The organism is uncultured Shewanella sp. (assembly GCF_947501225.1).
In the GTDB taxonomy this organism is placed as follows: domain Bacteria; phylum Pseudomonadota; class Gammaproteobacteria; order Enterobacterales; family Shewanellaceae; genus Shewanella.
Window position 1 is genome coordinate 170,511 of the sequence record NZ_CANMUW010000005.1, and the last position, 18,882, is coordinate 189,392.

Here is an 18,882-nt window from a genome sequence, read left to right on the forward strand (position 1 = left end):
GAACTCCCCATTATAGATAATTACTTGCGGCTCAAATATCGAGCTTTTCTAGAGCTAATGTCCAAGCGGCCAAATTTCTCGAAGCTGGTACCAAAATTATCAAGAAAATCACAGCAAAGCTCAGTTGCTATTGGAACAGGGATTAACTCTTGTGAGTAATCATACTCAAGTTCATCTAACTTAAGCTTGTACATCTCCATCTCGTCTTTATCACTATCTGTTAGTTCTGATTCAGCTTTATGTTCAAAGACTTGAGCTTTCAGCCAGAGTTTGACATTACCCAATGAGAACTCATAGAGATCTGGCTCTACTTTAAAGTCTTTAGTAGTGTCAGCTCTATCCATCGAAAAGATAGTCATCACCAGAGCTAAGGAATACTGTTTACCATTAACCTCAAAACTCTCACCAAATTCACTCATATGGTCGCCATCACTGAAATCGAATAAACGATTTTTACGTAATTCGCTAGCAGTAGCGACCTCTGACTTAATGTAAGGGTGAGAATGAAACGAGCCTAAATATTGGTACCCCTCACCAAAAACATCTGCTATTTCATCTTTAATTTGACGAGACATAGTTAAAGCTTCCACACAGCCCCTTTGTCGGCGGGCAGAAGACTCAACCGAGAAGTGCTCCAAACTACAGTTAAAGCCTCTACGCCCTTTCAAAGAACCCCATAGTGTTCCATAAGTCTCGATTGCGACGATATGCTTGCCATCATGCTTAACTGCATAGGCTTCGTAGGTCGCCATGATCATTTCAAACAGTACACTTTTGCTAACGTCAATTTTCGCCATTATTCCCTCTCCCTGGATTATAAATTTTGGGTATTACAACCTGTCAGTTTAATTGTTTAACTAGTAACGTAAGAACAGATTTACTCGATATCATAAGCTTGCGATCTCGCTAAACCACACCTGTGTGCTCCACTCGGCTGTATTTTGACTGGTTCTAATTGTCACTTGCTTGCCGATTAACGACTGTGCCTTTTGGTGTACGGCCAATGCATTCTCTTTGTACTTAGCAATACTCATTTTTCTCACCTCCCCTTCGGAGTTAGTCACTGTGACTATCTTGTCGGTCTTATCAACCGCCGAAAGAGTGCCAAAATCATTCCAAACAAAGTTATCCATATCTATTCCAAGCTGCGGAGCTTAATGCTAAAAAAAGCGAACCTAATGGTTTACACAAGCTCTTATTCATTGATGAAACCATCATAGCCAAACCGGAGCTAGAGTGGTGTTCATAAGCTTACAATCGTTAAGGATGGCTTACCTCGACAGTAAGCTCATTGCATACTGAGTAAGTAGCTCCGCCCTTTACTCCATCTGAGTGCACTTTTATTTTATCTACCACGTCACTTGGTAAGTGGTGCATCAGCTTCTTATGGAGCTGACTAAGTACCTCTTGAATGAACTTTGCAGTCATAGGCTGTAAGTTATCAAACTGACCGCGAACCCAATCGCCCTCGTCTTCTAAGCCAAAGGTGTTGTAAACACGTATATCGCCATTCATTTGATTGAAGTGATTTAGGTACTGTTTAGTAAACTCGGTATTTTTGATGAACCCAGAACCAACTTTAATTTGCCGCTGAGGTTGTGAGAGCATAAACAGGTAGAGGGCTAACAGCTTGGCTGAGAGCTTTATATCAACCCCTAAAACACTCAGTTTTTTTGTTTTCAAATTGATAGAGACTGCCAATGGCTGGCTAGCAGCATTCATTAGCGCCACCGTTTTAGAGAAAGAACTGTCTTCAAGTTGATTTAACAGGTCCGATTCAAACTGCTTGCGCATGCGTACAAACGGGATCTCAGCAAGGGTAACTTGGGCATCTTTGGTATTGACTCGGCTGCCAGCCGTTTTTCCTTCAATCCAGTTATCTTGAAGCGTTGGATAATAAAAATTTTTAACAAACTCATATTCATCGTCGACGAACACATGACTCAAGGCATCTTGTTCACGACCATAGAGCGACATTGCGTAGCCCATATAGAACGCCATGGTTTTACGGCCACCAGCGATAGACGCATGAATGGCGCAGCTTGAGTCCGCCGTTAACTTGGCTACCTTCCGGGTAATGAAATCAGCCATCGTAGGCTGATCTTCTTCCCTCTTGGCATCTTCAAGTTCGTTGCCTTGCTCGTCACTGATGACCCAGATATTTGACTCGTCAAAACTGATAGGAGGGAGTGAATACTCTTCAATTAACTGCTGCCAATGTCCTTGCTCAAACAATCCCTCAACCAACATCTGTTTGGAACTTTTAGTGGTGATCACAAAGACTTCATCAGGCGTCGGTTTGCCTTGTATGTGCAATGCATACAAGGTTTCAGTCAATACCTGAGGACTCGCGCCTGTTACGGCAACTAAGATATTTTTCATATTGTGTTTCGTATAAGATAAGCCATCGTTTTCACCAGTCGGCCTGAATACTATTGCTCCAGGCACTAGCCTCAGAACATATTTCATGGCTATACCAGTATGGGGATTTAAGGGTGCAAATGAGGAAAATTCAAAGACCAGATTCCGTTCTGCATTTATTCCATATACTTATAAAACCTGAACTTTTACTGTACAGGTAGCAGTATCTTAATGACTATATGTGACTTGGCCAGTGTTGTCACCGATATACATCAAACTATGGTGTTTTCATATAATTAAAGGTGATATAAATACGCCAGAATTTGATTGTTATAGACAGATTGTTAGAGCAGATATGATTAACTCTTCGCCCCAAGTTCATCCCACTATTTCAGTAAAGGTAAAGGCCAACCAGCACTGTAACCTTGACTCTTTTCCGCTACGCTTTGGCTTTACGTTCGAACACGATACAAGTATCGAGCTTAAGATCATCTCAGGCCCCAAAGCCGATCCAAGACATCATGACCGCTTTCTCTATAATGCGAGTATTGAACACCCACAAAGCAAGCAGCAGCTTTCAGGTAAGTTTGTTATCCACGACAATGGTAGAACAAATTCACTAGTGACGGCTTGGCGTCATGATAGTGATACTGAATACTACCTATCTAGCGTTATGAAAGATCTCAGAAAATCTGGTGACTTAACTCCAACCATCTTATTAGGCTTTCATGAGACCTACATCAAAGGCAGCTTGAGAACGCATTCAGACTTAGTTCGTGAGCTGACTAAGCACAGAAGCAGTAATGAGATCTCCCAAATTGAGCGCACTGCCCGGCAAAGCATCGAGTTACTTTCAAATGAGCTGCAATACTCTCAACAGCTTGCACAATCAGAAAAGCACAGAGCAGATACCGAGCAGCAGATGCGCTTATATCTTGAAGATGAAAATAGGCAATTAAAGCTTGAACAGCAGCAAGCTCTGCAACAAGGAAATCAAGTTCAACAAACCTCCCCCACCACACTCATCAATGTGGAAGAGCAAGTGAACCATAGGGGCTCTTCATGTACCGTTCTCACTCTTGGAAGTGGCACCAAGTGGTACATGAAAACATCGACCTTCGATAAAGCAGGCCAGATAACGGCCAAAGCTAAGCAGCTCATTGGCCAAGAGGTCGTGGTTACTTCTTGGGATCCTATTCGCCAGCCAGGAAAGTGGTCAAGCCAGGGGTACTTTAGAAATATTTATCTAGCGAAGTAGATAATCTCAGATAATAGCTTACCCCGAACCATGCAGGGTAAGTGATTAATTGCTTTAGCCTTGACTAAAAAGATTGCTGTGGAATGGCTTTTCTAACCGCTCAGGATAGAGCAGGACGATTTGCTCTGCCGCTACACAGCTGAAATTGCTGCCGTCAAGCAATTAGCTGACGGCTTAGGGGTTTAGAAGGTTCGGGCGCTGAACAGTTCGCTACAGTTCACCAGCGAAAGCTTTTTGGGAAAGGGAGTTGAACAGTTCCTCAAGCGAACTTTGACTTTCAGTATGTTTGATTACTCTTTCATTTACTGACTTTACAAGACTTTCATACGTATTTTGAAGCTCGATTGGCGGCTGTAGAATCTTAATATTCTGTAGCTCTTGAGCATTGATATTCGCCATTCCAACAATACTCTTACACATCCCCATCAATACTTTTTTACCGTGACCCGAATTCAAATACCCTGCAATATAATAATTATTGCCTGCCTCATTGGCACGCACCCGAACCAAGTACCCAGCGAATGCCATAGATGACTCTTGTTCGTAGACAGCTGTTTTGCCTACGAGCTCACGGCTATTCGTTCTATTGAACAACAGGTCACCCTTGTGAACGAGATATTTAGGTAGTTCTTTTTCAGTAAGGTCGATGTACTTAAGGTCTGAGAAATCCCATGAGCCTTGATAAGTGATATTACCCATACGGAGGACTGGATATTCACCCTCATTTTCAGACGCCTTTCCTGACGTGCCATAGTTTGCCGTCTCAACCAAGTCACGAATAGTACCAAGAGGAAATCCTTTCGGATTAGTCACCGGATCGCCGAACATATCGAGGAAGACGCTGCGGAGGAAGTCGTCGGCCATGTCGATGGCTTGTTTGCGCTTTTGGCGGATTGCATCGGCTTTATCCAAGATCGCGGCTATACGCTTTTGCTCGGCAAGCGGTGGCAGTGGGATTTCAAGAGACTTTAAAAAATCTAGTGTAATTCCTTTTACCGTTGCCCCCTTACCTTCACTTTCAATAAAAGCTGCTTTTGACTCTAAGAATCTAGCAAGAAATTCTTGATCTAAGCATTTAGAGTCTAGAATAAATAGAGCTTTTAAGTCTTGGTTAATAGCTAAATCACATCCTGAAACCGCTACTTTTCCTAGTGCCATACGACTTGGAACTATTATAGTTCCTTTAGGGATTACGTTTGTTGCTGACTTCTCAACACCTAACTCTGTAATGTAATCTTCAGTAACTGACAGCACTCTGGACTTAAAGTCTTTTACTGATGCCCACGGGATATCTCCTCCCCAGTATTCATCAACTTTTTTACTAGGTGTACCACCACCTTTAATAGCTACTAGTTCCCCTAGCTGTTTAGTCGGCCAGCTCATAGCATCTTCTCCAGCGCTTCAAGATCGGCCATGATCTCGCTCTCAAGGGATTTCAGCTTACCTAAAATCACTTTCGGATCTTCAAAGGTCTCCTCCTCATACACTACCTCTTTGTAGCGGTTGATGGAGAGATCGTACTTTTGCGCTTTGATATCTGCTGCCGACACCATAAAGGCTTTTTGGGTCTTATCAGAAAACTCAGCCGCTAGAGCCTGTGTATCACCTGCCTGATAGAGCTCGCTGTAACGCTTCCACTTGGTGATCGCATCGGGGATATCATTATCTTTAATTGGGTTACGCTTATCATCTAGCGAGTAGCCATCGGCCGCCATATCATAAAACATGACGTTGTCAGTATTACCACCCTTGGTGAAGATAAGAATTCCGGTTGATACCCCTGCGTAGGGCTTAAACACACCACTTGGCAGGGAGATCATCGCTTCTAACTGGTTGTTGTCGATAAGCTCTTGTCGCAGTTGTTTATGGGCTTTTGATGAGCCAAACAATACGCCATCGGGCACGATAGTGGCGCTGCGACCGCCGAGTTTTAACATACGCAAAATCAGAACGACAAACAGGAGCTCGGTCTTCTTGGTTTTTACTGTCGACAAGACTTTCGGGTTGACCGACTGCTCATCTAAACTGCCTTTGAAGGGAGGATTAGCTAACACCTTGTCGAAGTAGTTCTCCTCTTGAGGCGCATCGGCAAAGCTTTTGTTTAAACTGTCTTGATAGGTGATATTGGCACTGCTGACACCGTGGAGCAGCATGTTCATGGCTGAAACACGTAACATGGTGCTATCGAAATCGAAACCCCAGAACATCTGATTGTTTATATGGTCTTTGTATTCGTGCAGCAGGTCACCAGTGTAAACCGGGTTACCGTCTTCGTCTTGGTAGATGCTGTCTTCACTTGTATGGGTGCGGGTTAAATATTCCATGGCACGCGATAGGAAGCCTGCAGTACCACAGGCAGGATCGCAGATAGTGTCGGTGGGCTGCACATCTATCATCTCTACCATCATGTCGATAATATGGCGCGGGGTACGGAACTGACCGTTAATGCCTGCCGATGAGAGTTTACTCAACAGGTATTCGTAGATATCGCCTTTAACATCGCTCTGCTCTAAGGGCAGTTTATCGACCATCTCAACTGCTGATAGCAGTACCGACTCGCTGCGAATTTCCACATCGGCATCGGCCATAAACTGGGCAATATCTGAGCCGTTAAGTTCAATGTCTGAAAAATGCGGGAAAACCTGATTACGCAGGTGAGGCATCAGCTCTTTGCCGGACATGTTTTTAAAGTTCTGCCAGCGCAGCAGCTGTCCCTCTGTGGTTTCAGGGAACTGACGGGTAAAAGCCTTGCCTAAACGCTTAGCCTTGCGCTCTGCTGTGGTCTCCTGCATATCGAGCATGCGGGAGAACATGAGATAACTGATCTGCTCGATCACCACCAATGGGTTGGTGACCCCTCCGGTCCAAAACTTTTCCCATAGGCTGTCGATGTCGTTACGAAGTTGACCAGTTAACATAGTGTTCCTTTAACTAACGATTAAGTGTTGATGACTTAATACATTGGTGATTTTTATGAGAGTGGATTCTAGCGCACTTTGACACTAAAAAGGGAGATCGTAACCTTACAATCTCCCCTATATGGTCAGTTTTTGACTGACCCGGTAGCAACCGCACCTTGTTGATTGCGCTGTGCTGGCAAAGGTTTCATGCTTTCGCTTCACGTCGGTACTTCAAAGCCCTACTTCAGCCATGAATTCAAGTCGATTTTAACACTGCTAATGGGGTTAGCGCTTAATGGGGCTGCAAGAATGGCGTGATCAGCTCTGCAAGCTGATCGGCTCTCTCATCGCCAAAGATATCCAGCCCCTCGCCGTTGGTGAGCTTTTCAAATGGGCCTTCGTAAAGGTCGGTAATTTTGATGCGGCCATTACGACAGATAAAACCCTTAAGTTGGTTTAAAAACTGGGTCTGTTGGTAGGTGAGCAGGTTGTTTTGCAAAAATGCGGTGAACTGCTCGTTGACCCTTTCAGCATCTAACCCCACCAGCTGAATAAGGGTTTCACTTAACTCTGCAGGTGTACGACCATAGAAGGCGTTGAGCGCATTAGCATCGACCCCTGGATGTTGGGTTAATATGGTAGAGGTGAGCGATTGTAGCTCAGCCTCTGTTACTGACTGGTTTTGATTGATTTTTTGTAGCACTGGATTTTTGGCCAGCATGGTATCGAGAATATCCTTTAAGCGTTTACGATATACCATGGCTTCATCATCACCAATGACCACGGTACGGTCATTCTCTTCGACACCGCCATCTTCTGCACTGGTGGTTTGCACACTGCCATAAGGCGTTGTGATACGTTTTTTATATTTCATGATGCTACGAAGCTCTGTGCGCGTCGCTTCTAACTGCTCGATAGACAACTCATCCCAATAAGCTTGAGTTTGCACTTTGGCTATCTCATCACCTTTTTGGCGGACATCATTGATGGTTACCGCCAGATTCTGCAACCTGGCTATCAGTTCGGCTTTGTAGCCCTCAAGCTCACTGCTACCTGAAATATAGGTAATTGTGAGCTCAGAGACTAATCTATCAAGCATGGATGCATCTTTATCTTTCAGGGTACGAGAACCCATCAAAGGCGCTATTTTACTCTCTAGCAAGTGATGCGTCGGGCCGCTCATCTCTAGTAGCATGTCGGTCTCTTGTAGCTGCTTAACGTTTCGTAGTTCACGGCGCACGGCAATCGCTCCCTCGGGAAGATCGCAGATATCTGCCTTAAGCTGACTGCAGGCCAGCTCGAATCCTTTTACATCGGCTTTTTTCTGCGCTTCATCCGCAAGCAAAAGCCGGGCTTCGAACACGGTTTGTAGTAGCGAGCGACTCTGGCCCGTATCGGCCTCGACATACTCCTCTTCAAAGTATTCGAAGTTGCCGTAGTGATCGAAGATCAAAAACTCCTGTTTATCCTTACCCGGACCAAAAAGATCCTGGCATAGGCGTGTGCCACGGCCAATCATCTGCCAGAACTTGACCCAAGACTTAACCGGGCGGGCAAACACCAGATTAACGACTTCAGGCACATCGATGCCCGTATCCATCATGTCGACTGAGATGGCTATACGAAAACCGCTATCTGGGTTTTTAAACTCATCGATGCGTGCTTCGGGACGGTCAACCTTGTTATGGATCACCTTACAGACCTTGCTACCATATTGTTGGTATAGCTCTTCACAGAAGAGTTTTTCTAGCTGTTCGGCGTGGGCTTGGTTTTGCGCAAATACAATGGTTTTACCCACCAAGGAGTTGGTAGAATCCTTGATACCATTTTCCATCAAGTTCTCTAAAATGGCGCTGTCGGTGTCGACGCTGAAGATCTTGCGGCCAATATCTTTACCCTTAATGGTGGTATTTTTGGCCTCCTCTTCGCCTAAATCCTCCTCAAGCTGAGCCTGTTGCTCGGGGTTTAGCTGTTTGTAATGGATCCCATCACGTAGAAACTCGGTAGTGAACTCTTTAACCCTGAATGGGTTTAGAAAGCGTGGTTCGTGGGAGATTGCCTCGGCGAGATCGAAGTTGTAGGTTGGGTCGCCATTTTCACAGCCAAACAGATCGTAGGTGTTACGGGCGATAAACTTAACGGGTGTGGCAGTTAAGCCAACCTGCATGGCATCGAAGTAGTCGAAGATATCACGGTAGCGATTATAGATACTGCGGTGTGATTCATCGGCAATGATAAGGTCGAAAAAACCCACATCGAGCTGAGAGAAACGGTTCATCATGCCTGGGTAAGTTGAAACAAATACCCGTGCCGATTGGTCCACTTGGTTCTTTTCACCTATCACGCAGCGTGGCTCGCTGGGCAGGAACTCTTTAAAGGCGCCATCGGCCTGACGTCGAAGCTCTTTACGGTCACACAGAAACAGCACACGCTTGATCCAGCGAGAGCGCAGTAGTAGCTCGACCAGGGCAATAGATACACGGGTCTTACCTGTACCCGTTGCCTGCACGATTAACGCTTTACGGCGCTGGTTTTGAAGCTTGGTAGTCACCGATTTAATCGCTTCTATCTGGTATGGGCGACCTGCAATGTCGTTACTGGGGTTAAGTAGCTCGAGGTTTCGTTCTTTATGTTGATGCTGGAAGTTCAAAAACTTCAGGCTGTCTTTGGAGTAGAAACCAAATACCTGGCGATAGGTGTTGTACTGCTTGGTATCCCAGATACAGATCTCATATCCGTTGGTATAGAACACAATTGGCGTTGCGCAGTTATGTTGCTTGGCGAGTCCCTCGGCATAGTAACGAGCCTGCTCGCGCCCCTTTTGCATATGCTCACGGGAGCGTTTAGCTTCAACTACCGCAAGCGGCGTGCCGTCGTCATCCCACAGTACATAATCGATATAGCCAATACCGCTATCGGTTGGCTGGTGCAGTACCTCGACTTCGATACCGACTTTTTCGCTATCTGTGACATCCCAACCAGCATGAGCCAGCTGGGTATCGATAAGCAGTTGACGAGTGGTGTTTTCGTCCCACTCCAGACTGTTGGCGGTATGCTGGCTACGGGCTCTAGCCTGCTTCAGCTGCTCCACTGTCGCTTGAGCCTTATCTTCGGCATCGTGACGCTTTTGACGCTCAAGCGCCAACTCCTCAAGTAACTTGTCTTGGGCTTGCTGACTTTGCTCAAGTACCTTATCGAGCTGTTTCTGATTCAGTGCTGAGCCTGTTGGAGGCTCTGGTAACACTAAGGGAGTGAGATCAGAAACATGAAAACCGTAATAGTTAACGGCTAAATATTGGCCAAGTTGATGGGCTGTACCGAGCGCGGCATAGGCGATGCTTTGAGAGCCCTCTGCGCCATGGGCGGTCTCGTTGCCTTTGATACGTAAAAAATGAAGTTGATCGCGCAGTCGAGACTCTGTGCAATGGATAAAGCCATCGCCTTTCAGTAGTTCAATAAAGTTTGCCTGGGGCATTTTGGGCAGGGCGTCAATCTCGTAGATCTCTTTAGTCACCTCCTCTGCAAAGCCACGAAGGCGAGTGATCGCACTGCCTGGATCTAGGTGCAGTATGCTTTCAGCAAGTTGACCTAGGTTTGCGAGTTTTTCATTGTGGCCGCGGATGAGTTCAAAATTGAGTGACTTTGCCATAAATTATTGATATCCCGATGTAGATTGCCATCTTTTATACCAGAACTTGCAGTCGAAAACGATGATACCCCTATGATAATTTATAAACTTTTCCAATTAATCAGATATGAGGTTTCTCTTTGCGCTCTCGAACCAGCGATAGACGACTTTTCTCGTTTCGTCTGTTGGCAATGCGTTACGTAAGCCAGCTATTTGATCTAACTCTATTGAGATTGTTTGCCTATTGTGAATTTTGAGCCCTATGGTCACCCTTTGGGGCTGTTCCATCATAAAAACGCAGTATTCACCCGCCACAATACGGCTATGATAGATGGCAATACAATGTCTCTGGTTAACGCCTTCATTAAATAACTCGTCATAATTTTTAATCGCAACTATCTGCTCATTGCCCAATAGCATACATGGATAAGGCGTATCAGCATCCATAGGCCTTAACTCTTGTCGTCTGATGTCATTACGACGATCGATCCACTCTTGATGCAGCAGATTCAATTCATTTAACGATGATAATTGCCCAACTCTTGACGCAGGATCATTAACCCCAAGTTCAACGCCGAGCATCAGGGTATCGGCCAGACAAGAAAGTAAAGATACCCTTGTTAACCCTTTCTCGCAGGCAATAGCCCTTCCTAATTTTGTTCCTGTTAAGAAAGAGTATCTATGATCTAAGCTCAACGCGACATAGTTAACGGATGAATAGTGATTAAATACTTTATAGCCACAAAATCTGCTGTCGAGTTGCTTTTTAACATGTTGAAGTTCTAAGTCTCTCTCAAAGGTAAGCGTTAATTTATCGATGAATTTAAGTGCTGATTTACTGCCGTCATAACCTAGGCTCTTCAAGATATCACGCTGACCTAATTGACTCATTTTAAGTGCGGCGTTGTTATCAACTGGGTACTTCTCACATATCAAGACCAACAACAGCGGACGTGTCAGAAGTAACTGTGCAGCTTGATCAGTATTGGCTGCCAGCCATAGCATTTGATATTGATGTTCAGGAAATGCAGTGGTAGCGGCTAACAGTGGTTGAGGTATCCCCTTTAACCAGTTTTGGCCTTCACTAAATTGAGTTATCAAATTAAACCCTAGGCCTATTCCTCCATCTAATACCTCTTTAGGTTTACCATCAAATATTTTGAAAGCATGAAGACTGTTACTCCAGCTTTCAAGTTCTATGTTGTAATCAAAGCCCAATAGGCTAGTTGGAATGGTTAATGATTGACTCATCACCGCCTCACTTTAATAATGAAAATATTTGATAATTAAGAGTGAATACTCATCTCGTCTACCGTTTTAGCATTACTATCGATAGTTTTAAGCCGCTTCTATTCGTTTGATGATCGCTTCTAAAGGAAGATCTTTTTCGCGTATAAGTGATACTACTGATTCGATATCCTGTTCACGATTTAACGTCATGGCTTGCTCAATGTCTTTTATCAAAGCAAGCGCTTGGCCGTTAGTTAAGCTGCGTAGCTCTCGAATACGCTTGTTAGTCGACAACGACATCACTTGTTGTGACAAGCCCGAGCTCTTAGGTTTTTCACTTTGTGCCGTCAGCATGGTTTCTACTGTGTTCTTGGTCGATTTTTTCTGGCAAAGCTGCGCTTTTTTAGATTTCTCGAGATTGACAACATTACCGCTACCTAACTGACTTTTCGGCTCTTCAAACTTCTCTCTCTCGGTTTGCTTGCTTGGCGCCAAAAGGTCTGAGTAGAAAGCGATACTGGGTAGCATGAAGTTAAGGTGTCTTAAAATGTTGCTTTCAATCTCCCTCATCGTTTTAGGCTTTATATATCCCGCCTGTTTATTTGATTGCAGCACATGAGAGATCGCATGCTTTACCACTGCTAGCCGCGAAGATTTGATAAAATCAACGTCATTGCTCTCCTCGACTTTTTGTTTCTCTTGGGCTTTTATCGTTTCAACCCTAGTTCGTAGACTTTTAATACAGGTTTGTATCAACTTGTCATAACTTGGTTTGAATACTTCTTTAATAGATATAGGCATTTTTTCATTCTGACTACCTGTATTTGGTAATAAGCTATCGTCATCTATCACCTCTGTATCAGCGAGGCGAAGCTCCTTTTTCACTTCAGCCATAAAGTTGTTTATCGAGCGCGTGTCTGATGGTGTAGAACCTGTATAGAGCGGCTTACTAACCCCCTCAATTAACACCTTTAGATGATTGTTTTGGGTTCTCTCGTAGGAAAAAGGCGTTTGGGAGCCCAGCAAATCATTTAAAAACTTGATGATGCGCTTCTGGTATTTGCTATAGCTGACTTGTTTGCACATGGTGTTGCCTCTTAACTCAGTTTCTTGGTTAAAATGAATCATACGGGCTGGGAAACGATATTGAGGATTGTAAGCTTGTGAAAAATGGTGAGAGATAAGAACAGCAAAGTATTTATCATGAGTTTACTTATTTAAGTTGATTGCTAACGCTAAATACAAGTTATTCGCTCATTGTGATCCTAGCTATAGATAGAGCATTTGAAATACTCACTTGCTCTAGCTGACAACTCTTGTAGCCTAGTGATTGCATTACCCAGCTTGAGCAATACAATTGAGAGAGCGACAACTCCGGGTAGGTTTTTGCTGAATATCTAACTCGAAAGCGAGGACGGTGTTTATGTTGGTAGGCATGCTCACGCAATCACGGAAATAGACGCTTTTAGCGTCTTTTTCCGTTTTAAAACAAGAATCATCGATAAAACACTTCTGTTATTTCATCACAAAAAATGGTTCGGTATACGATCGCTTGCTTTAACGTTTCTACATCGCTAAGACTTAACATCGGCTGCCGTGTTTTTTTATCAAACCGTGTAGGTAATTCTTCGAATAACTGATCATGAAGTCGTTTGATGTCCGTGAAAATTTTCTGAGATTGCGAGAACAACATAATCTTGTTGTAATAACCATTCTTTAACCCATAAAGCCATTTTAAAAGGATTGTTTGACGGGCTGCTTTCGTCTTGAATGAATGTTCAATCTCTATTGCCGCTATGGCCCCGTCAGGTTCTAGCGCGATTCCATCAACATTGCGTATCTCATCCGATTTGAACTGCCGCTTAAACTCTGGCTCTGTAACAAAGGAAAACCACAGAGGCTTATCAGTTCCATCCTTAGTTTGATTATGTATCCCTTTCAACAAAATATACTGCATCATCAGATCATGCATGATGGCGTTTTGGTTAACACGAAGGCTGGGCTCTCCCGAGCGAAAATACACAGCAACAGACAGAAGCTCTTCTGCAAATTTAGCCCCTGCATAATCCAGAACATAAACACGACCATCTAAAGAACGGTGTGTGATAACTAAACTCAGCAACTTCTCTGTGACTAAATTATTCAGATGCTCTAGCGCCAACCTATGCGGCACACCGTAAAGCCTAGCGATGATAGTTGGAGATGTTAGGCCGAAACGGGCAACAAGCTTAATGGTGAGTGCTCGCCTGGCTTTACCTATTTGATTGTTGTTGGTACCGGGGAAATATTTCATCGGCATGAACAGGTAAGGCAGATACTTTTCAGCCTTTTCCCCTGATGAAAAAACGGCTTGGTTTATCAGTTGTTGCTGTTGAAAACCTGGGTGGGTCATATTGATACCTTTGTGTAATGACAAATCGATATCAATAGTTAGATTCTGCACATACAAACAGCGGCTGTTTATAGAAATATGTACCGTCTTTCATTCCGAGAAGTTGCTGTCTCCCTCTCGGGATGAAAATAGCGATAAATATCGCTACCAGGCCAGACGTTGTCTGATGAATGAGTCACTGCGTGAAACATTCATATGCTCTGAATCGCCCGCCAGCTCTGATGACTCGTCATCGACGCTGGCTTACGAGCTACGCTCTAGCCATTCAAAGCATCAATTGCGCATGTATTTCGCTCCGCTCTGTACTGACTGCATTTTCACCGCTTACGACGTGGGGATGTGTGCCACACCTGTCCCAACTTTCGACGCTCAGCCTTTCTAACGAAAGACTAAGGGTTTAGCCATCAATTTCTTCGAAATATGAGTCTAAATTTTGCGTGAGCAAAATGTAAATGAAGTCAGTACAGACCAGCTGTACATGCGCAATGCTCATTTTCATCATTACTTCGTAATCATTCAAATACGCGCGCTGAAAGCATGTGTTCACATGCACTTTTGTCACAAAAAATCGTACCGATTTTTGCTGTGTAATAACACATTCTGTTATCGAATCTAGCAGTTCGCTTGAAAATATCGGCTAATTTCTATGATAAAAATAGAGTTGAAATAGTGTTTGCAATCAGACTTTTTTTCATTAATCTGAAATGGGAAGTTTGTTTTTAACAACACTCAGGAGAATAAAATGAAATCCGACGACTTCCCAACACCTGCAGTAAACGTAGACGGCAAAATTATGATTCCAAACAGCTTTGTTGACGTAGAATCTAAGCCATACGGAGTAACTGAAAGCCTAACCAATGACGCAATGAGCTCGTGTGTTGCAGATACCTTTACCAATTCAAGCAGCAGTATAGATGACTCATTTAGCAGCTTTGACTCAGGATCTGATAGCGGGTTCGGCTCTAGCTTCGATGATGGATTCTAATAACAATGAATCCATTTACCAAGAAATTTATCAGATATCTACCCTGGATGATTGGCATAGCGATTTTGATATCGTGCTTCGAAAAGTACATTGAAACAGAAAATTTGCGTTACCTGATCATCTATATTCTAGTTTTAATGAAATGCTACACTGGCTCTGCGGCCTATGAGAATCATTGCCGAGAAAATGGAGAGTTAAAGTCCCCATGGTTAGCCACGTATTACATACTTTTCCGTATCATATGAGTTAAAACGATATGACGTAATATTAAGGATCAAATATGAGTTTTTTATTGCCGCTAGCGGTACTGATAATCGGATCGCTGTTGCTGATTAGAAGAATCAAGAAAAATGCTTCACAATAATGTACACCCTTGACCTGCCAAATGGATATTGAGCGAAAGTATTAATATCCATTTTCACATTTCCCTCTAACAGCCTCGGTTAGTTAAGTTAGACCTATCAGGTAACAAAGAACTCTAAGCCACTTTTGGACAGAACCATCTTGGTTCTAAGACTCTAAAAAAGACTTTTTCCATTAGGAAAGGAATTACTTGAACTTGTTCAAAGACCGGGAGAAAGACGCGCCTACGCGCGACTTATCCTTATACGTTAGAAGGGAGATGGCTTATGCCAAAAGTGAGTCTGGGATCCCTTTAATGATCGCAGGCGAATTAATAGTTAAGGGTATCACTTCTTCATCATCTCGTTTATATCTGCTTACAATGCCGTTATCTAAAATCTTTGAATTCTCAGCGGAACTTCTTATGTGAGTTATGAACGAAGTTTCAATACGTTGTAGCAGTGAGGTTTCTGTTTCTATTGGTGCAAAGAAAAAACATAGGTTATCTAGTTGTTGTTCGAGGTAACCAAAATTTTTGTTGAAGCTTTCATTCCCGTCACCTGGACTATATGCTCTTTCGAGCACGCCATTAAAAAGTGAATTAATATTATAAATATCATACCCGCCAGATAAGAAAGACGACAAGTGATTGGACTGTCTCTTAGCAATTGAAACTGAACTAATGCCGATATAATTTACCCAATAAGAATTTTCTATTTGGTAGGCCCAAAAGTATATTCCTGGTTTCCAAGTCAGCTTTTCACAATAAAGTGATGCCCCTTCTTTTTTAAATGGCAGGTAATCAAACGGCCCCAATATTTCTATTTCCATTATTATGACTCTCCTTCTAACGCCCGGCTCAACTACAGAAACCACCTTAAAGCATTTGTTAGAGCAAATTACCAATGAATTGTCCTGTTTGCTGCAATAATCGCCCTACGCCCGATTTCTTCTATGATTTCGGAAACATACATCTGCTCGATAACGCTATCTACACTATCATTAGTTGGTCTATATTTCTTTGAACATTCAAAATACAGCTTCTCCTTGATCTCACTAGACAATTGACTGAGAGCATTTCTAGCAGGTAACTCATACTCAAATTGCCTCGGATAGCTGGTTTGATACCCAAAATCAAACGCTTGTCTTTTTAGTTCCCACCACAAATATTCATTGTGCTTGACTAAGCCGCGAATAGTTGGGCTGAGCAACTCTTTTTCTATTCTTGTCAATGCCATAAATCTTGCCTTCTACAGACCTCTAGTCATATCAACGTAGCCATCAGCCGCGGAGCAATGTGGCCCGATTTTGCTGTATTTTTAGCAATAAAAGGGCTACGTTGCTGAGTCGGTTGGGTGGTTTTGTTACGTGCTCTTTCCCCTAACAGGTATATCGATACCAGTGAGGGTTTTCACATCCTTCCTCATTAAAGGATTTATTAAAAACTGATCCTGTAAACATATATCAACAAATCGTTGCTTTATAGCTTCTAAACCGTTTGAAGACTGAGAATAAAGATCAATAACCATATCTGTATTTTGATACTTCCAGTTTTTTTTCAGCCAGAGTACGGCATACAAAACGATCCATTCTGCATGCCGTCTATGGAATGTAGTAAAACCAATAGACTTAGCAGCTTTAAGCGGATGGACAGACTCTTTGTTCTTATAGGACTCTATCCAACCGTAACATATCAGCCAATCGTCAATAATTGCATCTCCGACGCTAACAAGGACTAAAGCTGCAGGTACACTTCCAGAGATTACAGATAGCCCCAAGTTCTGCAATGAGTCCGCGGTATGATATGATATTTGGTTTTCCCATGACCAACCATCACCCAAATTTGAGTTCTCAATCGAGGCGTTTTGGTTCCAAGTGTAAGGATCAGCTATGTAACTTTTAAGGGCTTTGGAGCGAGCTTCCCTGTAGCCACAATCTTCGTCTTTTCCCGCTTTCAGCTTAAACTCTGGGCTAAAGCCACCTTCAATATATCCTTCATAAATATAGGTCTTGTAAACCGTTAAATCTTGGTTTCCTTTAGTGGAAAGGTGCGTGCGGATGGTGAGCCTATAGACCATGAAGGCAATGACAATCGAAACCATTGTTGTAATTAGTGCGAAAATCTCATTTAATTCCATTCTAGTATCTCCATTGAACAATGCGGTACGACGTGCCATTTAAGCACATAACAACTTACTTCAATAGAAGCACGATAACCCTCGTGGGAACTTGCTCAGTTAGGTAAAGCTATCATCTACAACTCATTGCTGCAAAAGGATTATTTTTCATTTCGTGAAGAAGAACACTTAAAACTGTCCGATAGAAAGATGCGTGGGTGTTTATGAGGTCTGCATTAGCTTATTTTTGCTTAGAAGGAAGTATTATCAAGGGGAAGAAAGCCTGTGACTTCGTATTAGCTTAGATATTGACAATCTAAGATTGAAGCTTATCTGACGATAGTCGCTCTAGCTCATTTCGGGGCATAAATGAGTTAGAACGCAGATTCCGCCTTGGTAACTTTGCCCGGCCAAAAACACACTCCACTAGAAACGGCTTTGACATACCAGTACCAACATCTATAGTTAGTTTTCAGAATACATATCTGAATAGGCGCTCCAACCTAACAAAAAGGCTCATCATCCAGTGGGTCTTTTTCCTGATATCGGCCATTTTTTGAATTCAAAAAATCATGCTAAAGTCTCTTTTCGTCGTAAATCATTTGGGATCAATTTGGGATCAAAAGTGGTCCTGGTATACCTCGATATACCCTCTTAAAGACACAAAATCGGCCATTTCAGGGCATATCAGGGTCTTAATAAGGGTTCGAATCCCTCCCTCACCGCCATATTCGGAGAAAAGGCTGTCCGATTGGACAGCCTTTTTTCGTTTTGAATCTTCAGACAGCGAGACAGTTTTCCAGTTATCTATTTAGCCTTAAGCTGGGGCAGAGCCTCAATTGAGCGGAGGATCTCACGCACGATTGCTTCTCTCTTGTATAGATCTTTCACTCTATTGGGAGTATCAATATTCAACGCGAAGAAAACTGGACCACTTGGCCACTCCACCCAACCGACCCACCAACCATAATTTCCTTCCCAACCGGTTTTTGCCCTCAATATCCAGTTCTTACCTGCTTCGACAATCATAATATCTTTAACTAATAACTGATGCTCAAGACGAAATGGCAGTGAGTTCTTATAAAGGGCCTCAAGGAAGGTCACTTGCTCATAGGCAGATATAGATAAGTTTCCATCAATCCAATAACTACCCTTCTGCGTAACAGGATCCATATTACCGTACTGAATTTTTCTCAGATATTTACCGGCTTTTACTTCGCCAATCTCCTTAGCAAAAATATCGAAAACCCAAACTGCAGAGTTACGCATTGCAGAACGCAGATTTTGATCTTGATTGTGTGGTGCAAAACCTCTCTTTATACCGTCCCACTTGAAGAGCTGAAACTCGTCCCGGACAATTCCGGCATCCAAAGCAAAGAGGGAATGCGGGATCTTAAAGGTGGAAGCCGGTGAGTAACGCACGCCTGCACGTAAGCCATTGAAGACCTGAGTTTTATTAAGCTTGTGACGTTCATCCACGACAACGATCGTTCCCTTGGCATCGAACTTATTGAAAAACTGCTTCCAATCCTCTCGTTCACTGATACCTTCGTTCGCCGTGCAGGCAAAACTGACAAAGGCTGCTCCCCATAGAGAGGCAGAGACAAGAGATATATAATTTCCTTTGATAAGTTTCTCCATAACTCTCATGCCAGTCTCCACTCCTTGG

General features: G+C 43.3%; 15 protein-coding genes. 2 read left to right on the forward strand and 13 right to left on the reverse strand.

All coding sequences use genetic code 11. The annotated features are described in order from the left end of the window. Positions 1 to 20 precede the first annotated feature (20 nt). The 3 genes from Q1B47_RS09630 to csm6 all read right to left on the reverse strand — a co-directional run bounded on the left by Q1B47_RS09630 (position 21) and on the right by csm6 (position 2,382). A complete protein-coding gene (locus Q1B47_RS09630) occupies positions 21 to 797 on the reverse strand; it encodes a hypothetical protein (protein ID WP_299792347.1) in 777 nt (258 codons plus the stop codon). Between the two features lie 90 nt (positions 798 to 887). Continuing rightward, on the reverse strand, positions 888 to 1,133 hold the full coding sequence (locus Q1B47_RS09635) for a hypothetical protein (RefSeq protein WP_299792350.1): 246 nt from the start codon (positions 1,131 to 1,133) through the stop codon (positions 888 to 890). A 127-nt stretch (positions 1,134 to 1,260) separates the two neighbouring features. After that, a complete protein-coding gene (gene csm6 / locus Q1B47_RS09640; protein WP_299792353.1) occupies positions 1,261 to 2,382 on the reverse strand; it encodes a CRISPR-associated ring nuclease Csm6 in 1,122 nt (373 codons plus the stop codon). 334 nt (positions 2,383 to 2,716) lie between these two features. Here csm6 and Q1B47_RS09645 point away from each other — a divergent pair, with 334 nt between their 5' ends. After that, the gene (locus Q1B47_RS09645; protein WP_299792355.1) at positions 2,717 to 3,619 is read left to right on the forward strand and encodes a hypothetical protein; all 903 of its coding nucleotides are present in this window, start codon (positions 2,717 to 2,719) and stop codon (positions 3,617 to 3,619) included. A gap of 210 nt (positions 3,620 to 3,829) precedes the next feature. Here the strand turns inward: Q1B47_RS09645 and Q1B47_RS09650 are convergent, their stop codons facing one another. From Q1B47_RS09650 to Q1B47_RS09675, 6 genes are all read right to left on the reverse strand, one after another. Further along, positions 3,830 to 5,002 carry a restriction endonuclease subunit S gene (locus Q1B47_RS09650; RefSeq protein WP_299792357.1) on the reverse strand — a complete coding sequence of 391 codons (1,173 nt, stop codon included), beginning with the start codon at positions 5,000 to 5,002 and terminating at the stop codon, positions 3,830 to 3,832. Continuing rightward, positions 4,999 to 6,537: a class I SAM-dependent DNA methyltransferase gene (locus Q1B47_RS09655; RefSeq protein WP_299792359.1), complete on the reverse strand. Its 1,539-nt coding sequence runs from the start codon at positions 6,535 to 6,537 to the stop codon at positions 4,999 to 5,001. The genes Q1B47_RS09650 and Q1B47_RS09655 overlap by 4 nt, the downstream gene beginning before the upstream one ends. Before the next feature lie 274 nt (positions 6,538 to 6,811). Then, complete coding sequence (locus Q1B47_RS09660) at positions 6,812 to 10,168, reverse strand: DEAD/DEAH box helicase family protein (RefSeq protein WP_299792361.1); 3,357 nt, start codon at positions 10,166 to 10,168, stop codon at positions 6,812 to 6,814. A gap of 96 nt (positions 10,169 to 10,264) precedes the next feature. After that, positions 10,265 to 11,398 carry a PcfJ domain-containing protein gene (locus tag Q1B47_RS09665; protein WP_299792364.1) on the reverse strand — a complete coding sequence of 378 codons (1,134 nt, stop codon included), beginning with the start codon at positions 11,396 to 11,398 and terminating at the stop codon, positions 10,265 to 10,267. 87 nt (positions 11,399 to 11,485) lie between these two features. Then, positions 11,486 to 12,463, reverse strand: a complete 978-nt coding sequence (locus tag Q1B47_RS09670) for a hypothetical protein (RefSeq protein WP_299792367.1) — start codon at positions 12,461 to 12,463, stop codon at positions 11,486 to 11,488. A gap of 409 nt (positions 12,464 to 12,872) precedes the next feature. Next, positions 12,873 to 13,769 (reverse strand): hypothetical protein, encoded by an 897-nt coding sequence (locus tag Q1B47_RS09675; protein ID WP_299792370.1) that lies wholly within the window; start codon positions 13,767 to 13,769, stop codon positions 12,873 to 12,875. 742 nt (positions 13,770 to 14,511) lie between these two features. Between Q1B47_RS09675 and Q1B47_RS09680 the strand changes: the two genes are divergently transcribed. Next, on the forward strand, positions 14,512 to 14,754 hold the full coding sequence (locus Q1B47_RS09680; protein WP_299792373.1) for a hypothetical protein: 243 nt from the start codon (positions 14,512 to 14,514) through the stop codon (positions 14,752 to 14,754). Positions 14,755 to 15,381: 627 nt separating this feature from the next. Here Q1B47_RS09680 and Q1B47_RS09685 read toward each other — a convergent pair. The 4 genes from Q1B47_RS09685 to blaOXA form a co-directional block, all read right to left on the reverse strand. Then, positions 15,382 to 15,927, reverse strand: coding sequence for a hypothetical protein (locus Q1B47_RS09685; RefSeq protein ID WP_299792376.1), 546 nt, complete (start codon positions 15,925 to 15,927; stop codon positions 15,382 to 15,384). Positions 15,928 to 15,995: 68 nt separating this feature from the next. Then, on the reverse strand, positions 15,996 to 16,334 hold the full coding sequence (locus Q1B47_RS09690; protein ID WP_299792379.1) for a hypothetical protein: 339 nt from the start codon (positions 16,332 to 16,334) through the stop codon (positions 15,996 to 15,998). A gap of 126 nt (positions 16,335 to 16,460) precedes the next feature. Next, positions 16,461 to 17,273: a hypothetical protein gene (locus Q1B47_RS09695; RefSeq protein WP_299792382.1), complete on the reverse strand. Its 813-nt coding sequence runs from the start codon at positions 17,271 to 17,273 to the stop codon at positions 16,461 to 16,463. Between the two features lie 747 nt (positions 17,274 to 18,020). Continuing rightward, positions 18,021 to 18,854, reverse strand: coding sequence for a class D beta-lactamase (blaOXA, locus tag Q1B47_RS09700; protein ID WP_299792385.1), 834 nt, complete (start codon positions 18,852 to 18,854; stop codon positions 18,021 to 18,023). Positions 18,855 to 18,882: the final 28 nt, after the last annotated feature.